General features: G+C 70.2%; 13 protein-coding genes and 1 riboswitch. Of the genes, 1 reads left to right on the top strand and 12 read right to left on the bottom strand.

Features of this window, described 5'->3' with window-relative positions; translation table 11 throughout:
• Positions 1-8: 8 nt before the first annotated feature.
• From cobI to JHN63_RS32530, 7 genes are read right to left on the bottom strand one after another with little or no spacing between them, the layout of a single operon-like run.
• Positions 9-749 (bottom strand): precorrin-2 C(20)-methyltransferase, encoded by a 741-nt coding sequence (gene cobI, locus JHN63_RS32560; RefSeq protein WP_200687443.1) that lies wholly within the window; start codon positions 747-749, stop codon positions 9-11.
• On the bottom strand, positions 734-2,236 hold the full coding sequence (locus tag JHN63_RS32555; RefSeq protein ID WP_200687441.1) for a cobyrinate a,c-diamide synthase: 1,503 nt from the start codon (positions 2,234-2,236) through the stop codon (positions 734-736). Before JHN63_RS32555 ends, cobI begins: the two co-directional genes overlap by 16 nt.
• A gap of 7 nt (positions 2,237-2,243) precedes the next feature.
• The gene (gene cobO, locus JHN63_RS32550) at positions 2,244-2,843 is read right to left on the bottom strand and encodes a cob(I)yrinic acid a,c-diamide adenosyltransferase (protein ID WP_026150966.1); all 600 of its coding nucleotides are present in this window, start codon (positions 2,841-2,843) and stop codon (positions 2,244-2,246) included.
• The gene (locus JHN63_RS32545; protein ID WP_200687439.1) at positions 2,843-4,858 is read right to left on the bottom strand and encodes a putative cobaltochelatase; all 2,016 of its coding nucleotides are present in this window, start codon (positions 4,856-4,858) and stop codon (positions 2,843-2,845) included. The genes cobO and JHN63_RS32545 overlap by 1 nt, the downstream gene beginning before the upstream one ends.
• Positions 4,855-8,508 (bottom strand): cobaltochelatase subunit CobN, encoded by a 3,654-nt coding sequence (cobN, locus tag JHN63_RS32540; protein ID WP_200687437.1) that lies wholly within the window; start codon positions 8,506-8,508, stop codon positions 4,855-4,857. The genes JHN63_RS32545 and cobN overlap by 4 nt, the downstream gene beginning before the upstream one ends.
• Positions 8,505-10,016 (bottom strand): cobyric acid synthase, encoded by a 1,512-nt coding sequence (locus JHN63_RS32535; protein ID WP_200687435.1) that lies wholly within the window; start codon positions 10,014-10,016, stop codon positions 8,505-8,507. Before JHN63_RS32535 ends, cobN begins: the two co-directional genes overlap by 4 nt.
• Positions 10,013-10,957: a cobalamin biosynthesis protein gene (locus tag JHN63_RS32530; protein WP_200687433.1), complete on the bottom strand. Its 945-nt coding sequence runs from the start codon at positions 10,955-10,957 to the stop codon at positions 10,013-10,015. The genes JHN63_RS32535 and JHN63_RS32530 overlap by 4 nt, the downstream gene beginning before the upstream one ends.
• 99 nt (positions 10,958-11,056) lie before the next feature.
• Positions 11,057-11,199: riboswitch (cobalamin riboswitch) on the bottom strand.
• A gap of 171 nt (positions 11,200-11,370) precedes the next feature.
• Here JHN63_RS32530 and JHN63_RS54040 point away from each other — a divergent pair.
• Positions 11,371-11,685, top strand: a complete 315-nt coding sequence (locus JHN63_RS54040; protein WP_307782037.1) for a DUF397 domain-containing protein — start codon at positions 11,371-11,373, stop codon at positions 11,683-11,685.
• Between the two features lie 246 nt (positions 11,686-11,931).
• On the opposite strand, the gene JHN63_RS32520 is transcribed toward JHN63_RS54040, so the two are convergent.
• The 5 genes from JHN63_RS32520 to JHN63_RS32500 all read right to left on the bottom strand — a co-directional run bounded on the left by JHN63_RS32520 (position 11,932) and on the right by JHN63_RS32500 (position 16,110).
• Positions 11,932-12,330: a hypothetical protein gene (locus tag JHN63_RS32520; protein WP_200687428.1), complete on the bottom strand. Its 399-nt coding sequence runs from the start codon at positions 12,328-12,330 to the stop codon at positions 11,932-11,934.
• Positions 12,331-12,601: 271 nt separating this feature from the next.
• Positions 12,602-13,468: a helix-turn-helix transcriptional regulator gene (locus tag JHN63_RS32515; RefSeq protein ID WP_200687426.1), complete on the bottom strand. Its 867-nt coding sequence runs from the start codon at positions 13,466-13,468 to the stop codon at positions 12,602-12,604.
• 283 nt (positions 13,469-13,751) lie between these two features.
• Positions 13,752-13,973, bottom strand: a complete 222-nt coding sequence (locus JHN63_RS32510) for a hypothetical protein (protein WP_200687424.1) — start codon at positions 13,971-13,973, stop codon at positions 13,752-13,754.
• A 32-nt stretch (positions 13,974-14,005) separates the two neighbouring features.
• A complete protein-coding gene (locus tag JHN63_RS32505) occupies positions 14,006-15,256 on the bottom strand; it encodes an inorganic phosphate transporter (protein WP_200687422.1) in 1,251 nt (416 codons plus the stop codon).
• A 98-nt stretch (positions 15,257-15,354) separates the two neighbouring features.
• Entirely contained in the window at positions 15,355-16,110 is a 756-nt protein-coding gene (locus tag JHN63_RS32500) for a lysozyme (RefSeq protein ID WP_200687445.1), read from the bottom strand.
• Positions 16,111-16,363 lie beyond the last annotated feature (253 nt).

The following is a 16,363-nucleotide window of genomic DNA, read 5'->3' as shown; positions in this document are numbered from 1 at the left end:
GTCCACGCTCATCGCACCCGCCCGCCCTCGCGCCGCGCGGGTGCGATGAGCGTGGACAGATATGGCAACGGCTCCCCGTCCAGCTCGGCGGCCGGCCGGATCGACTCCTCGGGCAGCCCCAGCGCCGACCCCCACACCGCGTCCTCGATCCGCCCGGTCTCCCGCAAGGCCTCGGCGACCTCCGCCGCCTGCCGCCCGAACTTGTACGCCACGACCGTCCCCGGCCCGGCCAAGGCGTCCTTCAGCACGGCGGACCCGGCCGTCACGGGAACGAGCGTCAACGGCTCGGTCCCTTCCGTGAGTACGGCCCCGGAGCGCGCGGCGAGATCCTGCATCGCGGTGATCCCGGGCACCGTCTCGACGACGGTCCCCGGCACCGACTCCCCGATGGTCAGGGCGAGATACGTGAAGGTGGAGTAGACGTTCGGGTCCCCGATGGTGGCGAACGCGACGACGCCGTGCGCGGCGAGCAGCTCGGCCACCTTCGCCCCCGCGGCATCCCAGGCGGCCTCGCGCCGGGCCCGGTCGGTCCGCTCGTTGAGCGCGAACACGACCCGCAGCACCTTCTCCTGGGGCACGTAATGCAGAACGGTGGCCTCGGCCCGCCCCCGCTCACCTGTATCCATGACAGGCACCACGACGACATCGGCGGCGCGCAGAGCGTTGACGCCCTTGACGGTCACCAGCTCCGGATCGCCGGGGCCCACCCCGACTCCGATCAACCTGCTGCTGCTCATGACGTCCGGCACCTCTCCACGAACCGACGGGCCACACCGGGCTCGGCCGCCCAGTGCGTGTGCAGATAACTCGCGTGCACACCCTGTTTTACGAAACCTTCGACCCGCCGGTCGGGGGTGCGTACCCCCCAGGCGGGAGCCGTCCCCGAGCCGGGCTCGACGACGGTCCGATGAAACTCGTGCCCCCGCATCCGCGTCCCCGCCACGGCCAGCACACTGTCGCTCAGCGCGACGGCGTCCCGATACCCCAGGGTCAGCCGTTCGCTCATCCGCGCGGTGGCGTCCAGCACGCCGCACATCGGGCGCCCGTCCAACTCCCGGCACAGATACAGCAGTCCGGCACATTCGGCGGCCACGGGAGCGCCAGCGCGGGCGAGTTCACCGACGGCCTTGCGCAACGGCTCGTTCGCGGACAACTCCGCGGCGTACACCTCGGGAAACCCGCCCCCGATGACCAACCCGCGCGTCCCGTCCGGGAGTTGCTCATCCCGCAGCGGATCGAACACGACGACCTCGGCACCGGCCGCGGTGAGGAGTTCGGCGTGCTCGGCGTAGGAGAAGGTGAAGGCGGGGCCGCCGGCGACGGCAATCCTTGGCCGGTTGGGGACTCCGGGAACCTTTGAACGCGGGCCGGCATCTTCAGCCCGTCCGGCGTTTGAGGACGAGGCCCCTTCAGGGCCGAAGAGGGGGTCTGGGGGCGCAGCCCCCAGGGACGGGACGGGTCGGGGCGGCGGGGGCGAAGAAGCCAGAGCCTCAGCCGCATCCCAGGCCTCACACGACAAAGCACCGGCACTAAGCGCCAGCGCCATCAACCCCTCAAGATCACACCCGGCGGACACCTGCGCACCCATCGCGGCCACAGCCTCCACCGCCGCACCCCGCCGCTCGGCAACCGGCACCAACCCCAGATGCCGAGAAGGCGTATCCACCTGAGGAGCCCGCCGCAACACACCCAGCACAGGCACCCCGGCCGCGTCCAACGCCTCCCGCAACAACGCCTCATGCCGGTCCGACGCGACCTTGTTCAGGATCACGCCCCCGACCCGCACCTCCGGATCCCATGAAGCGAACCCGTGCACCAGCGCGGCGACGGAACGGGACTGCGAGGACGCGTCGACGACCAGGACGACGGGAGCCCGTAGCAACTTCGCCACGTGGGCAGTAGAGGCCAACTCCCCTTCTCCCGCGGCCCCGTCGAACATCCCCATCACACCCTCGACGACCGCGAGATCACACCCGCGCGCGCCATGCGCGAACAGCGGGCCGACCAACTCCGGCCCGCACAGATACGCGTCGAGGTTCCGCCCCACCCGCCCGGTGGCGAGCGAGTGATACCCGGGGTCGATGTAGTCGGGCCCGACCTTGTGCGGAGACACGGCGAGCCCCCGCGCGGCGAACGCGGCCATCAACCCGGTGGCAACGGTGGTCTTCCCGCTGCCGGAGGACGGCGCGGCAATGACCAACCGAGGGACGGAGGACGAGGAGGACGAGGACGTCACGACAGCTTCACCACTCGATACCCCGCTGACCCTTCTGCCCGGCGTCCATGGGGTGCTTGACCTTGGACATGTCGGTGACGAGGTCGGCGTACTCGACGAGCTTCTCGGGCGCGTTCCGCCCGGTGATCACGACATGCTGGTTCCCGGGCCGGTCCCGCAGCACGGAGACGACCTCATCGACATCGACCCACCCCCAGTGCATCGGATAGGCGAACTCGTCCAGCACGTACAGCTTGTAGGTCTCGGCGGCAAGATCCCGCTTGACCTGCTCCCACCCTTCCCGCGCCTTCTCCTCGTTGTCCATCTGGGAGTCGCGCTGCACCCACGACCACCCCTCGCCCATCTTGTGCCAGTCGACGGACCCGCCCTCGCCGGAAGCACCCAGCACCCGGAGGGCGTTCTCCTCCCCGACCTTCCACTTCGCCGACTTGACGAACTGGAACACCCCGATGGGCCACCCCTGGTTCCAGGCCCGCAGGGCGAGCCCGAAGGCCGCGGTGGACTTCCCCTTGCCAACTCCCGTGTGCACGACGACCAGTGGCCGGTTCCGCCGCTGACGAGTCGTCAGTCCGTCATCCGGTACGACACTTGGCTGCCCCTGCGGCATTACGCGGCCCTCCTCTGTACGTCCTTCACCAGTCCGGCGATCGAGTCCGCCCGCAACTCGTCCAGCGTCACCGCCGTACCCTCCAGTTCACCGGCCAACTGCCCGGCCAGCCCCAGCCGTACGGGCCCCGACTCGCAGTCGACGACCACGGAGGCGACCCCGTCGGCCGCGAACAGCCGCGCCGCCCGCCCCGCGAGCGCGACCGGCTCGGGACCACCCGTCGCCCGCCCGTCGGTCACCACGACCACCAGCGCCCGCCGAGCCGGATCCCGCAGCCGCTCCACCCGCAGCACGTCCCGCGCCTTGAGCAGCCCGGCCGCGAGCGGAGTGCGCCCCCCGGTCGGCAAGGACTCCAGTCGTACGGCGGCGGCGTCCACGGACGAGGTCGGCGGCAGGGCGACATCCGCGGACGACCCCCGGAAGGTCACCAGACCCACCTTGTCCCGCCGTTGATACGCGTCCAGCAGCAACGACAGCACAGCCCCCTTCACCGCGCTCATCCGCTGCCGCGCCGCCATCGACCCGGAGGCGTCCACGACGAACAGCACGAGGTTGCCCTCACGCCCCTCCCGCGTCGCCTGCCGCAGATCGTCCCGGCGTACCACCAGCCCACGCCCGGCCCGCCCACGCGCCAGCTGATGCGGGGCGGCCGCCTGTACGGTCGCCGCCAAGTGCAGCTTGGTGAGGGCCCCTTGAGGACGCCGCGACCCGGTGGTCCGCCCGTGCTCGGTCCGCGCCCGCGAACGCCGCCCGGCGGCACCCTCACCGATCCCCGGCACGCTCAGCGCCTTGGTGCGAAAGGGCTCGGAGGCCCGTACGGGCTGCTGTTCACCGGAACCGGAAGGCTGCGGCTGCCCGCCCTCGCCGGCCTCGGGCTGCGCACCGGTGTCGCCACCCTGAGGTCCGTCGGAGTCCGAGGCCGGCGGCTGTCCGCCGCCCCCACCGGAGTCATCAGGACCGTCAGGACCCGGATCATCGTCTTCGGGCGCCTGTTCCTGCTCCTGCTCCGCGAACTCCTCCAACGTGTCGTCGAGCTTGTTCTCGTCAAGTCCCGGCGCGTCGAAGGGATTTCGCCGCCTGCGGTGCGGCAGCGCGAGCAGCGCGGCCTGCCGTACGTCCTCGGCGAGTACGTCGGTCCGCCCGGCCCACGCGGCCAGCGCGGTCGCCGTACGCGCCATCACGATGTCGGCGCGCATACCGTCCACCTCGAAGGCCGCACAGGTCGCCGCGATCTGCCGCAGCGCCCCGTCGCCCAGCCGCACGGACGGCAACAGCGCACGCGCGGCGATGATCCGGGCCCGTACGGAGGACTCCTCGTCCGCCCAGCGCTCGGTGAAACCGGCCGGATCGTCGTCGTAGGCCAGCCTGCGCCGCACCACCTCGACCCGCTGATCGGGCTCCCGCGAGGCCGCGACCTCCACGGTCAGGCCGAAGCGGTCGAGCAACTGCGGGCGCAGTTCGCCCTCTTCGGGGTTCATGGTGCCGACGAGCAGGAAGCGGGCTGCGTGCCGGACGGAGACGCCCTCGCGTTCGACGTACGACGCGCCCATCGCGGCGGCGTCGAGGAGCAGGTCGACCAAGTGGTCGTGCAGAAGGTTGACTTCATCGACGTACAAGATCCCCCGGTGCGCGTCGGCCAGCAGGCCGGGCTCGAAGGCCTTGACGCCCTCGGCGAGGGCCCGCTCGATGTCGAGCGCTCCGACGAGCCGGTCCTCGGAGGCGCCGACCGGCAACTCGACCATGCGCGCGGGGCGTTGGACCCCGGGCCCGGTCTCGTGCGGTCCGTCCGGGCAGGCCGGGTCGGGGGCGGCGGGGTCGCAGGAGAAACGGCAGCCGGGGACGACGGCGACCTCCGGCAGCAGCGCCGAAAGCGCGCGCACGGCCGTCGACTTGGCGGTGCCCTTCTCGCCGCGCACCAGCACCCCGCCGACCGCCGGCGACACGGCGTTCAGCAGCAGCGCGAGCCGTAGATCGTCCTGGCCGACAACGGCCGTGAACGGAAAGGGAGTTGTCACTGGTCGTCACCCTCCAGGTCGCCTTCGAGCTCCAGATAGGTGGCCCGCAGCCTCTCCAGCGTGTCCGCGTCCGGCTCGGCCCACAGACCGCGCTCGGCGGCTTCGAGGAGCCGTTCCGTGATGCCGCGCAGCGCCCAGGGGTTGGACTTCTTCATGAAGTCCCGGTTCTCCGGGTCGAAGACGTACTCCGCGCTGAGCTTCTCGTACATCCAGTCGTCGACGACCCCAGCCGTCGCGTCGTAGCCGAAGAGGTAGTCGACGGTCGCCGCCATCTCGAAGGCGCCCTTGTAGCCGTGCCGCCGCATCGCCGCCATCCAGCGGGGGTTGACCACCCGGGCGCGGAAGACCCGGTGCGTCTCCTCGCCCAGCGTGCGCGTCTTCACCTGATCCGGAGTCGCGGAGTCACCCACGTACGCCTCGGGAGAGGCGCCCGTCAGGTGTCGCACCATCGCGACCATGCCGCCGTGGTACTGGAAGTAGTCGTCCGCATCGACGAGATCGTGCTCGCGCGTGTCAACGTTCTTGGCCGCTACGGCAATTCGCTTGAACGCCGTCTCCATGTCCCCGCGTGCCGCCCGCCCGTCGAGCCCGCGCCCGTAGGCGTACCCGCCCCACACCGCGTACACCTCGGCGAGGTCCGCGTCGCTGCGCCAGTTGCGCGCGTCGATCAGCGGCAGCAGCCCGGCGCCGTACGCGCCCGGCTTGGAGCCGAAGATACGGGCCGTGGCCCGGCGCCGGTCACCGTGCTCGGCGGTGTCCTCGTCGGCGTGCGCGCGGACGTAGTTGGACTCGGGCGGCTCCTCCAGCTCGGCCACCGCCCGTACCGCGTCGTCGATCAGCCCGACGACGTGCGGGAACGCGTCCCGGAAGAAGCCGGAGATCCGCACCGTGACATCGATGCGCGGTCGGCCCAGCTCCGTGACGGGCACGATCTCGAAGCCGGTGACCCGGCGCGAGGCGTCGTCCCAGACCGGGCGGCAGCCCAGCAGCGCGAGGATCTCGGCGATGTCGTCGCCCTGGGTCCGCATCGCCGACGTACCCCACACCGTGAGGCCGACGGACTTGGGGAACTCGCCGTTGTCCTGGACGTACCGCTGTACGAGCGAGTCGGCCAGTGACTGCCCGACCTCCCAACTCAGCCTGGACGGAATGGCCTTGGGGTCGACCGAGTAGAAGTTCCGGCCGGTCGGCAGGACGTTGACCAGACCGCGGGTCGGGGAGCCCGACGGGCCCGCCGGGACGTAACCCCCGTCGAGCGCGAGCAGGATGTGGTCGATCTCGTCGGTGGTCCGGGCCAGCCGTGGCACGACCTCGGCACACGCGAACTTCAACACCGCGACGGCGTCCGGGAGTTCGGCGCCGATGACGGCACAGACGAGCGCCGGGACGGCCGTGACCTCCCACTCCTGGGACTCCATGCCCTCCGCGAACCGGCGGCACAGCTGCTCCAGCAGATCGATCGCGTCGGCGGCGGAACGAGCCGGTCCCTCGACCAGCTCCGTCAGCTCCGCCGGCACCTTCACAGGAGCGCCCGGCTCGGCCAGCAACTCCTTCTCGTCGAGCCCGAAATGCTCGGCCAGCGCGGCCCGCAGACCCGGCAGCGCGTTCGCCTGTCCGCCCCACACCTGCGAGGCGCGCAGCACGGCGAGCACCAGGTTCACGCGCGCCTCGCCGACCGGTCCGCCGCCGAGGATGTGCAGTCCGTCGCGGATCTGCACGTCCTTGATCTCGCACAGATAGCCGTCGATGTGCATCACGAACTCGTCGAACGCCGCGTCGTCCGGCTGGTCGTCCACATGCAGGTCGTGGTGCAGCTCGGCGGCCTTCACCAGCGTCCAGATCTGCGCGCGGACGGCCGGCGCCTTCGTCGGGTCCAGGTCGGACACCATGGCGTACTCGTCGAGGAGTTGCTCCAGCTTCGCCAGATCGCCGTACGTGTCGGCACGCGCCATCGGCGGCACGAGGTGGTCGACCACCGTGGCGTGCCCGCGCCGCTTGGCCTGGGTGCCCTCGCCGGGGTCGTTGACGATGAAGGGGTAGATCAGGGGGAGTTCACCGAGTACGGCGTCCGGCGCGCAGCCGCTGCTGAGCCCAAGTCCCTTGCCGGGCAGCCATTCCATGGTGCCGTGCTTGCCCATGTGGATGATCGCGTCGGCGCCGAAGGTGTTGTCCAGCCAGCGGTACGCCGCCATGTAGTGGTGCGACGGCGGCATGTCGGGGTCGTGGTAGATCGCGATCGGGTTCTCGCCGAAACCGCGCGGCGGCTGGATCATGACCACCACGTTCCCGAACTGCAGGGACGCGAGCACGATGTCGTCACCGTCGACGTAGAGGTTGCCCGGCGGCTCGCCCCACGCGTCCAACATGCCCTGCCTGAGGGCCGGTTCGAGCTTGTCGAACCATGCCTGGTAGTCGGCGAGCGGCACCCGCGCGGGCGCGGCGGCCAGTTGTTCCTCGGTGAGCCATTCGACGTCGTGGCCACCGGCGTTGATGAGCCGGTGGATCAACTCGTCCCCGTTGTCCGGGTGTTGGTCGACCCCGTACCCGGCGTCCCGCAGCGCGTCCAGCACCCGGATCGCCGAGGCGGGCGTGTCAAGGCCGACCGCGTTGCCCACCCGCGAGTGCTTCGTCGGATAGGCGGTGAAGACGACCGCGAGCTTCTTCTCGGCGTTCGGCTTGTGCTTCAACTTCGCGTGCCGTACGGCGATTCCGGCGACCCGCGCGGCCCGCTCGGGGTCGGCGACGTAGACCGGGACCTCGTCGGGGCCCTGCTCCTTGAAGGAGAACGGGACGGTGATCAGCCGGCCGTCGAACTCGGGGATCGCGACCTGCATCGCCGCGTCCATGGGGGAGAGCGCGGCGTCGGACTCGTCCCAGGCCGCCCTGGACGACGTAAGGCAAAGTCCTTGCAGCACCGGCACGTTGAGGTCGGCGAGGGCGCCGATGTCCCAGGCCTCCTCGTCACCGCCGGCCGAGGCCTGCGAGGCGTGCGCACCGCCCGCGGCGAGGACGGTGGCGATCAGCGCGTCCGACGTGCCCAGGAGCTCGTACAGCCCGGAGTCGGCGTCGCGCAGTGAACCGCAGTACACGGCAAGGGCGTTGGCGCCCTTCGCCTCGATCCGGTCGCACAGGGTGTCCACGAAGGCGGTGTTGCCGGAGAGGTGGTGCGCCCGGTAGAAGAGCACGCCGACCGTGGGGCGTCCCTCGACGAAGGCACGCTCGCCGTGGACGCCGAACTCCGGCATTTTCCGGGGCTCTTCGAAGCCCTCGCCGGTGAGGAGCACGGTGTCGGAGAGGAAGCGGGCGAGTTCGGTGAGGTTGTCCGGTCCGCCCTCGACGAGATAGCGCAGCGCCTCGGCCACGACACCCGCCGGTACCGACGACTCGGCCATCAACTCCGCGTCCGGGACGGTCTCTCCGCCCAGCAGCACGGTCGGGATGCCCGAGGCCTTGAGCACGGCGAGCCCGTCCTCCCAGGCACGCTTGCCGCCGAGCAGTCGTACGACGGCGAGGTCCGAACCGGAGATCAGGGCGGGCAGTTCCTCCGCCGCGTCCACCCGGGACGGGTTGCCGATCCGGTACCCGGCGCCGGAGGCCCGGGCCGCCAGCAGATCCGTGTCGGCGGTCGACAACAACAACACTGTGCTCATGCGGGCGCTCCCGGTGGAATGAAAGGCAGTCCTTGCGGCGCGCCGGACTCGATGAGTCGCCACAGCGCGTCCGTGTCCGCGTGCTGTTCGATGAGGTCGCCGAGCCGGTCGAGCTGCTCCTCGCGCAGCGCGGCGAACGAGGTGTCGGCGGCCGGCACGAACCGACGGCCCGCGGCGGCCGCCACCTCGCGCAGGAAGGCCCGCCGGAAGCCGTCCGACTCCAGCGAGCCGTGCCAGTGGGTGCCCCAGGTCTGGCCGACCCGGCAGCCGTCCAAGAAGGCTTCGCCGCCGGTCAGTTGGGCGACCCCGTGGTGGATCTCGTACCCCTCGACCGGCTCGCCGAGGGCTTCGCCCACCGGCCGGGTGAGGGTCTTCTCGCGCGCGAACCGCACGCGCAGGGGGAGCACTCCGAGTCCGTCGACCGACCCCTGCCGGCTCTCGACCTCGTCCTCGATGTGCTCGCCGAGGATCTGGAAGCCGCCGCAGATACCGAGGACGGGGCGCTGTTCGGCGGCCCGGCGGACGAGGGCGTCGGCGAGACCGCGTTCGCGCAGCCACTCCAGCGCCTTGACCGTCCCCCGGGTCCCGGGGATCACGACGAGATCGGCGTCGGCCAACTCCTCCGGCCGGTCCACGAACCGCACCACGACGCCCGGTTCGGCGGCCAGCGCGTCCACGTCGGTGAAGTTGGACATCAGCGGGATCGCGCAGACGGCGACCCGCAGCACGTCCTCGCCGACCGGTGGCGCGGTGTTCGACTCGCGCACGGTGCCGCGCAGCGAGATCCGCAGCCCGTCCTCCTCGTCGATCCCGAGTCCGTGCCGGAACGGCAGCACGCCGTACGTCCGCCGCCCGGTGAGGCCGTGCAGCATCTCCAACCCCGGCTCCAGGAGCGACACATCGCCCCGGAACTTGTTGACGAGGAACCCGGTGACGAGGGCTTGATCCTCCGGGCTGAGCAGTGCCACGGTCCCGAAGAAGGAGGCGAAGACGCCGCCGCGGTCGATGTCGCCGACGACGAGAACGGGCAGCCGTGCGTTGCGCGCGATGCCCATGTTCACGATGTCGGTCCGCCGCAGATTGATCTCGGCCGGACTGCCGGCCCCCTCGCAGATCACCGCGTCATACGTGCCCCGCAACTCGGCGAGGCAGTCCAGTACGGTCCCGAGCAGGGCCTCCTGCCGCCCGCCGTGATACCCACGGGCACTCATCTCGCCAACCGGCCTGCCCATGAGGACGACTTGGCTGGTGCGATCGCTGCCCGGTTTGAGGAGGACGGGATTCATCAACGCGGTCGGCTCGATCCGGCAGGCCTGCGCCTGCATGGCCTGCGCCCGCCCGATCTCCGCCCCCTCCCGCGTGACGAACGAATTCAGGGACATGTTCTGCGCCTTGAACGGCGCCACCTTCACGCCCTGCCGCACCAGCCACCGGCAGATCCCGGCGGTCACGACACTCTTCCCGGCGTCCGAGGTGGTGCCCGCGACCAACAGCCCGCCGCCGCTCATGACTTACGCCCTTTCAGCAGCAACAGCCGCCCGGCGACACTGACTCCGAGCGCCAGCAGGCCGACGCGACGGGACAGCCGTACGGCTCGATCGATGTCGGCTACGGCGACGGCGCGCCCGTCTCCGTTGAGCACGGGCCGGTGCTCGACCCGGCCGCCGTAGGAGAGCGTCCCGCCCAGTCGTACGCCGAGGGCGCCCGCGAAGGAGGCCTCCACGGGACCGGCGTTGGGGCTCGGGTGCTTGGGGGCGTCCGTGCGCCAGGCGCGTACCGCTCCGCGCGGGTCGCCGCCCGCGACGGTCGCGAGGACGGCGGTGAGGCGGGCGCCCGGCCAGCCCGCCACGTCGTCGAGGCGGGCCGAAGCCCAGCCGTAGCGGCGGTACTTGGCCGACTTGTGGCCGACCATGGCGTCGAGGGTGTTCACGGCCCGGAAGCCGAGCAGGCCCGGGACGCCCGCGATGCCGCCCCAGACCAGGGCGCCCACCACCGCGTCGGAGGTGTTCTCGGCGACGGACTCGACGACGGCCCGGGCGATGCCGTCGGCGTCGAGGGCCTGCGGATCGCGCCCGCAGAGGTGGGGGAGCCGGGCCCGCGCACCGTCGATGTCCCCGGCCTCCAGCGCCCGCCCGATCACCCCGGCCTCGCGCGCGAGCGAGGTCCCGCCGACGACCGCCCAGGTGGCGGCGGCGGTGAGAGCGGCAGAGGCCGTACGGGAAGGTCGTAGGGCCGAAGTGGCCGCGGCGGCGAGGGCGACGGTGCCACCGACGCACACGGCGGTGTGCAGGGCGCCCCAGCCCCGGTGGTCGCGCCACAGCACCTGTTCCACGGCACCGGCGGCGCGGCCGAACGCGGCGACCGGATGCCCGCGGCGAGGATCGCCGAGCAGTTGGTCGCCGAGAAGGCCGGCGGCGGCGCCGTACGCGAAGACGCGATCGGCACGCATCGGCTCAGCCGATCGCCGGGTCGGGCACTGCGCTGGTACGGGACCTCGAACGGCAGCCGAGCATGGCGATATGTCCTCACTCAGGGTGTCCACGCCCTGGTTCGACGAGACCGGCGGTGAGAGTTCCTGGCTCCCGGGGGTGCATACCCCGGTGACAGTGGCGGGACCGCGCCGGATTCACACCGGCTTCCTCTCCTGCCGCCGTATATGGCTCCGGCAGTCCACCATGCTGTTGGAAGGGGCGTCAACTTGCTGTTGACCTGGGACGGAGGAGTGTGCTGAGACGCACACTGGTCCGGATTCAGGCTAGGCAGTGACGGCCCGGTTCGTAGAATTGGAGACAACGGCAGGGGAGCGGCACAGAACATCCGCGAGCAGATCCTGTCCGCCTCGGTCCGGGTCCGGTCAATCCGGTGACCCGATGTCGTGCCTTGCCGTCTGGGACTAGGGTGCGTCAGCCGGGTGGGCGTGCCGCGACATGGGCTGAGTCTCGACATGGGGGAGGCGGTGTGGCCGACCGGGCGTCCGCGTGGCGTTGGCAGAAGAGCAGCTACACCAGTTTGACCGGGGAGTGCGTCGAGGTCGCCTGTCCCGGAGACGAGGTGTGGGTGCGGGACTCCAAGAACCGTCGGCAGCGGCATATGGTCGTGACCAGCACGGCGTGGTCCACGTTTGTGACAGCGGTGGCGGCGGGCAGATCCGGCGGCGACGTAACCCGTCCAGCGTAAGCCGCGAGAGGCTGGGGGCAAAAATGGGGGCCGAGAGCGAACGACCGCCGCCAGGCAAGGGAAGTACTGCCGAGCGGAAACGGCTCGCGCTGCTCTCGTACTGCGCTGTGTGCGGAGCCGTGGCCACGGCTGTCGGGGCCCTGGCCTCTCTTCTCTTCGACGGAGTCCAGGAGCGGTTCACCGTCTGGCTCGTCACCTCGGCGGTAGTGGCGGCGGGTGCCGGGGTCGCGTGGGGATTCGCGCCGGTCACCTTCCACTGCCTTGCCGCGGGTCATCGGTCCGCGTCCCGGGCGAGGGCCGACCGCCGTTCTCCGTCCGGTCGTTGAGATTTCCGTTTCTGCTCCTCCGCCGCGGTCGGTCACGGAGCTTGCGTATGAGCCATCCGATCGTCCCGGTCAGTAAGGCGCTGCCCACCGAGACCAGTGCTACGTGCGTGGTGGGCGAGAGCTTGACCTGGTGGAGATCGATGCCCTTCGCGATGCGCGTGGAAATCACCAGGCTTCCCACGAAGAGTGCGATGCACAGAGTGAGACAGCCACTTTTGGCCAGGAAGCCCTTCAGCTCCTGGTCTCGGGTGCGGAGCACGCGCTCATGCTCCGCCTCCAGGAGGCCGTCCAGCGTCTTGGCCTGGCCTTCGTCCTTCATGCCTACGGCGAACAGGTCGTGGACCGTGGGATGGTTCCACTCCTCCTGGGCGGAGGGGTCCTCGCCGGAGGACTCCCCTCGCAGGGGGTCTGGTGCTGCTGGTGCCTCGGGTGGGGAAGACGGTGCTGTGGCGTGTGTGTCGCCGGTGGCGGTCTGACCAGGGGTGTGGGCAGTGGTCAAGGCAGCGAGGAAGTGCCGCACGAGCCCTTGCCAATCGAAGAGCGGCATCGCCGGCCCTCCCCCTGCTGTGCCCGAGCCCTGGGGCTCCGGGTCAGTCCGCGCTGAAGGCTTCCTTGGCATCGTCGATCAGATCGAGTGCCTGGGTCCCGCTGTAGGCGAGATTCCGCAACTGCTCGAAGGAGTCCTGGAAATTGGCCACGAGTTCGAAGTTGTCCCTGGTGGCGATGGAACCGGCCTGGGAGAACTCGAGGTAGATCAGGTCTTCCTCGTCCTTGAAGCTGAGCAGGACGAACGCGGTCTGTGTGCTCAACAGGGCACCGGCCGAGAACGGCAGTACCTGAAGGGTGACGCGTGGATGCTCAGCCATGTTCTTGAGGTGCTGCAACTGCCGACGCATGACGTCGGGTTCACCGATTCTGCGCCGTAGAGCAGCTTCGTCCACCACGAAGTGCAGCTGGTCGACGCCGGTCTCCTCGTCGAAGACCCGCTCCTGCCGGGCGGTGCGGAACTCGACGATCTTGCGCCGAAGGACCGCGTCGGGCATTTCGGGAGCTCCCAGAGCGTCCGCGTACTCCTCGGTGTGCAGGAGGCCGGGAATGACGACCGGGTGATACGTGCGCAAGGACGAGGCGGCCGTCTCGAAACCGAGGTACTCGTAGAAGCGCGGCGCGGAGAGGCCCGCGAAGGGCGCCCACCACGACTGCCCCTTGGAGTTGCGGGCGGCGTTCTCCAGGTCGCTTACCGTCTCGGGATCTTCCAGACGGTAAAGCTGGACGAGGGCACGCAAATCGGTCAGGGCGACGCTGACCGTTCCTGTTTCGATGCGGTTGAGTTTGGACACGGACCAGTCCACTTGGCCTGCGGCCTCTTCCCGGGACAGACCGGCTCCCTCACGCGCTCGGCGCAGTGCGATGCGGAGCTTGCGACGGTTCAGGCTCGGGTCCACTTCCCTGCGCATGACTCTTCCTTGCTCCTCGTTGCGAGTCGGCGGCGCCTGCTGTCACGTGAGTACAGGCTCATCGATGTGTGGCAAAGTGCTGCCTGTCCACTGGACTTGCATCATCTTGAACCTATCAAAAGGGTACACCCCGATATGACACATGTCAGATCGAGTTTCGGCTGGTTGAGGCATGGCTGTCCGGCGCCTGGCGATGTGGGGTGTGGCGTGAACGCAGTAGTCCCGGGAGGCCCGACCACAGGTCGGTCCTCCCGGGACTGCTGGAGTTACGGGAGTGAGGGCGTCAGGCCACGATGAGATAGATCCCGTACGCCACCGCCGCCGCGCACGCCGCGAAGCACACGTACGCGCCGCTGAGCGCGAGCGTCGCCGAGTTGCCCTGGGCGGTGGCGCGTTCGCGGTGGGAGAGGGCGGTGATGCCGAGGGTGAAGACGGCCACGAGGGCCACGGTGGCCACGAGGCTGACGCCGAAGACGGAGCCGAGGGCTGCCCAGTCGATGTGCATGCTGATTCGTTCCTTCGTGCCGGGGCGCGGGCTCAGACGGCGGCGGTCGGCGGGGTCGCCGGGTCGGACTTCACGATGGTGGGCGGCGAGAGGATCGTCGCCGTGAGGCCTTCGGAGAGGGCGACCGACGGGGGCGGCGGGGTCACGGCGGCGATCGCGGCGGTCACCACGCCGGCCGGTTCGTCGATCTCGTTGACGTTCGAGGCGTCGACGACCTGGCGGCGGGAGAGCAGCCAGATGGCGGCGCTGGAGGCGACCAGGAAGACGGCCACCAGTGCGGTGCCCCAGTCGCCGAGGTCGGTGACGGACTCGGCGAGCGCGCCGACCAGCGCGGCGGCCGGCAGGGTCAGACCCCAGGCGACGAACATCCGGGTGGCGGTCGACCAGCGGACGACACCGCCCTTGCGGCCCAGGCCCGCGCCCATCACCGAGCCGGAGACGGCGTGCGTGGTGGAGAGCGAGAAGCCGATGTGCGAGGAGGCCAGGATGACCGCGGCGGCGCTGGTCTGGGCGGCGAAGCCCTGCTGCGGCCGGAGGTCGGTGAGGCCCTTGCCCATCGTGCGGATGATGCGCCAGCCGCCGATGTACGTGCCCATCGCGATCGCGAGGCCCGCGGAGAGGATGACCCAGGTGGGCGGGTCCGAGTCGGGGGCGATGGAGCCGCCGGCGATCAGGGCCAGCGTGATGATGCCCATCGTCTTCTGCGCGTCGTTCGTGCCGTGGGCCAGCGAGACCAGCCCGGCGGAGGCGATCTGGCCGACCCGGAAGCCCTTGTCGGCGGCCTTGCCGTCGGCGTTCCGGCTCAGGGCGTACGAGAAGCGGGTGGCGAGCAGCGCCGCGACGCCTGCGACGATCGGGGCCGCGATCGCCGGCAGCAGCACCTTGGTGACCAGGACGTCGCCGTGCACCGCGCCGGTGCCGGCCGAGGCGATGGTGGCGCCGATCAGACCGCCCATCAGGGCGTGCGAGGAACTGGACGGCAGGCCGACGAGCCAGGTCACCAGGTTCCAGAGGATCGCGCCGACCAGGGCGGCGAAAATGACCTCGGGACGGATGCCGCTCTCATCGACAAGCCCTTTGGAGATCGTGTTGGCGACCTCCACGGAGAGAAAAGCGCCCACCAGGTTGAGGGTGGCCGACATGGCCACCGCGACCTTGGGCTTGAGCGCGCCGGTCGAGATGGTGGTGGCCATCGCGTTGGCGGTGTCGTGGAAACCGTTCGTGAAATCGAACGCGAGTGCGGTGATCACCACAATCGCGAGGATCAGCGAGAAGCTTTCCATTTACCCAGGCAATCGTTCGAGGTCATTGGCGCGTTGACCGTAGGAAACCTGAATGAACGGAAGATGAACTGAGGGGGTCTCTGCGGTGTCCGGATCGCCTAGTAGCCCCGGGTGAACTTCCGTAGTTGGGCCACCGTCCCGTTGAAGAGATTCTGATCACCCGGCAGGCTCCCGCTGTTGTCGTACTGCCAGAAGGTCCAGTACGACCATCCGGCGGGCAGTGTGCCCGCGTCCGCCGACTTGTGGCGGGCGACCCACAGCGCGTGTGTCGAGGCCAGGGTGGTGTTGTCGCCCGTGCAGGCGCTCCACCACCGGGTGGTCGTGTAGATCACCGGGCGGCGGCCGGTCTCCCGTTTCACCTCGGCGCTGAAGGCCTTGATCCAGTCGACCATGTCGGTCCTGCTCAGGCCGTAGCAGCCGTGCTTCGTGTCGTACGGGTTGTATTCGATGTCCAGCGCGGGCGGCAGCGTCCAGCCGTCCGCCTTCCAGTCGCCGCCGTTCGCCACGAAGTAGGCGGCCTGGGTCGCGCCGGACGACCTGTCCGGCAGGGCGAAGTGGTAGGCGCCGCGGATGATGCCCTCCGCGCGGGCGCCGTCGTACTGCTGGCCGAAGTGGGGGTTGCGATAGGTGGTCGACTCGGTCGCCTTGACGTAGACGAAGGTGGCGCCCTTCGCCTTCGCGCTCGGCCAGTTGACGTTCTTCTGGTGGGAGGAGACGTCGTGGCCCTCTGCGGGGGTGGTGGCGGCGGCCGGGGGTGCGGTGAGTGTGAGCACGAGTGCGGTCACGGTGGCGGTGAGTGCGTTGAGCGCGGCGAGGCGGGTGCGGGGCAGGGGCGGTTTGCGGTCGCGGGCCATGGTTCCCCCGGGAATGGCGGCGTGCACGACACATCCCCCAGAGGTTATGGGGAGATCTGTCGATGCCGGTCGGTCTCCGGCCAAGCGGCCGGAGTGGGTGGTTGGCACCCGTATGTCATCTTTCGGATGCACGCCTTCCGGCCTAAAGTGCCTTCGCCCGAACGTGCGTTGGGGCACCGGCTGACAGGATCGCGGCATGGCTGAGCAACGGCGGGACCAGCGGGGCGGACGGGACCAGCGGGATGGGCGGGAT

Source organism: Streptomyces sp. MBT65 (assembly GCF_016612545.1).
Lineage (GTDB): Bacteria > Actinomycetota > Actinomycetes > Streptomycetales > Streptomycetaceae > Streptomyces.
Note: the sequence above shows the minus strand (reverse complement) of the source record. Positions and strands in the feature narration are given on the sequence as shown.

Bases quoted from the DNA above. Each gene is read 5' to 3' on its own strand.
- cobO (WP_026150966.1), bottom strand. From the start codon at position 2,843: ATGCCGCAGGGGCAGCCAAGTGTCGTACCGGATGACGGACTGACGACT.
- cobN (WP_200687437.1), bottom strand. From the start codon at position 8,508: ATGAGCACAGTGTTGTTGTTGTCGACCGCCGACACGGATCTGCTGGCG.
- JHN63_RS32535 (WP_200687435.1), bottom strand. From the start codon at position 10,016: ATGAGCGGCGGCGGGCTGTTGGTCGCGGGCACCACCTCGGACGCCGGG.
- JHN63_RS32530 (WP_200687433.1), bottom strand. From the start codon at position 10,957: ATGCGTGCCGATCGCGTCTTCGCGTACGGCGCCGCCGCCGGCCTTCTC.
- JHN63_RS32520 (WP_200687428.1), bottom strand. From the start codon at position 12,330: ATGAAGGACGAAGGCCAGGCCAAGACGCTGGACGGCCTCCTGGAGGCG.
- JHN63_RS32515 (WP_200687426.1), bottom strand. From the start codon at position 13,468: ATGCGCAGGGAAGTGGACCCGAGCCTGAACCGTCGCAAGCTCCGCATC.
- JHN63_RS32510 (WP_200687424.1), bottom strand. From the start codon at position 13,973: ATGCACATCGACTGGGCAGCCCTCGGCTCCGTCTTCGGCGTCAGCCTC.
- JHN63_RS32505 (WP_200687422.1), bottom strand. From the start codon at position 15,256: ATGGAAAGCTTCTCGCTGATCCTCGCGATTGTGGTGATCACCGCACTC.
- JHN63_RS32500 (WP_200687445.1), bottom strand. From the start codon at position 16,110: ATGGCCCGCGACCGCAAACCGCCCCTGCCCCGCACCCGCCTCGCCGCG.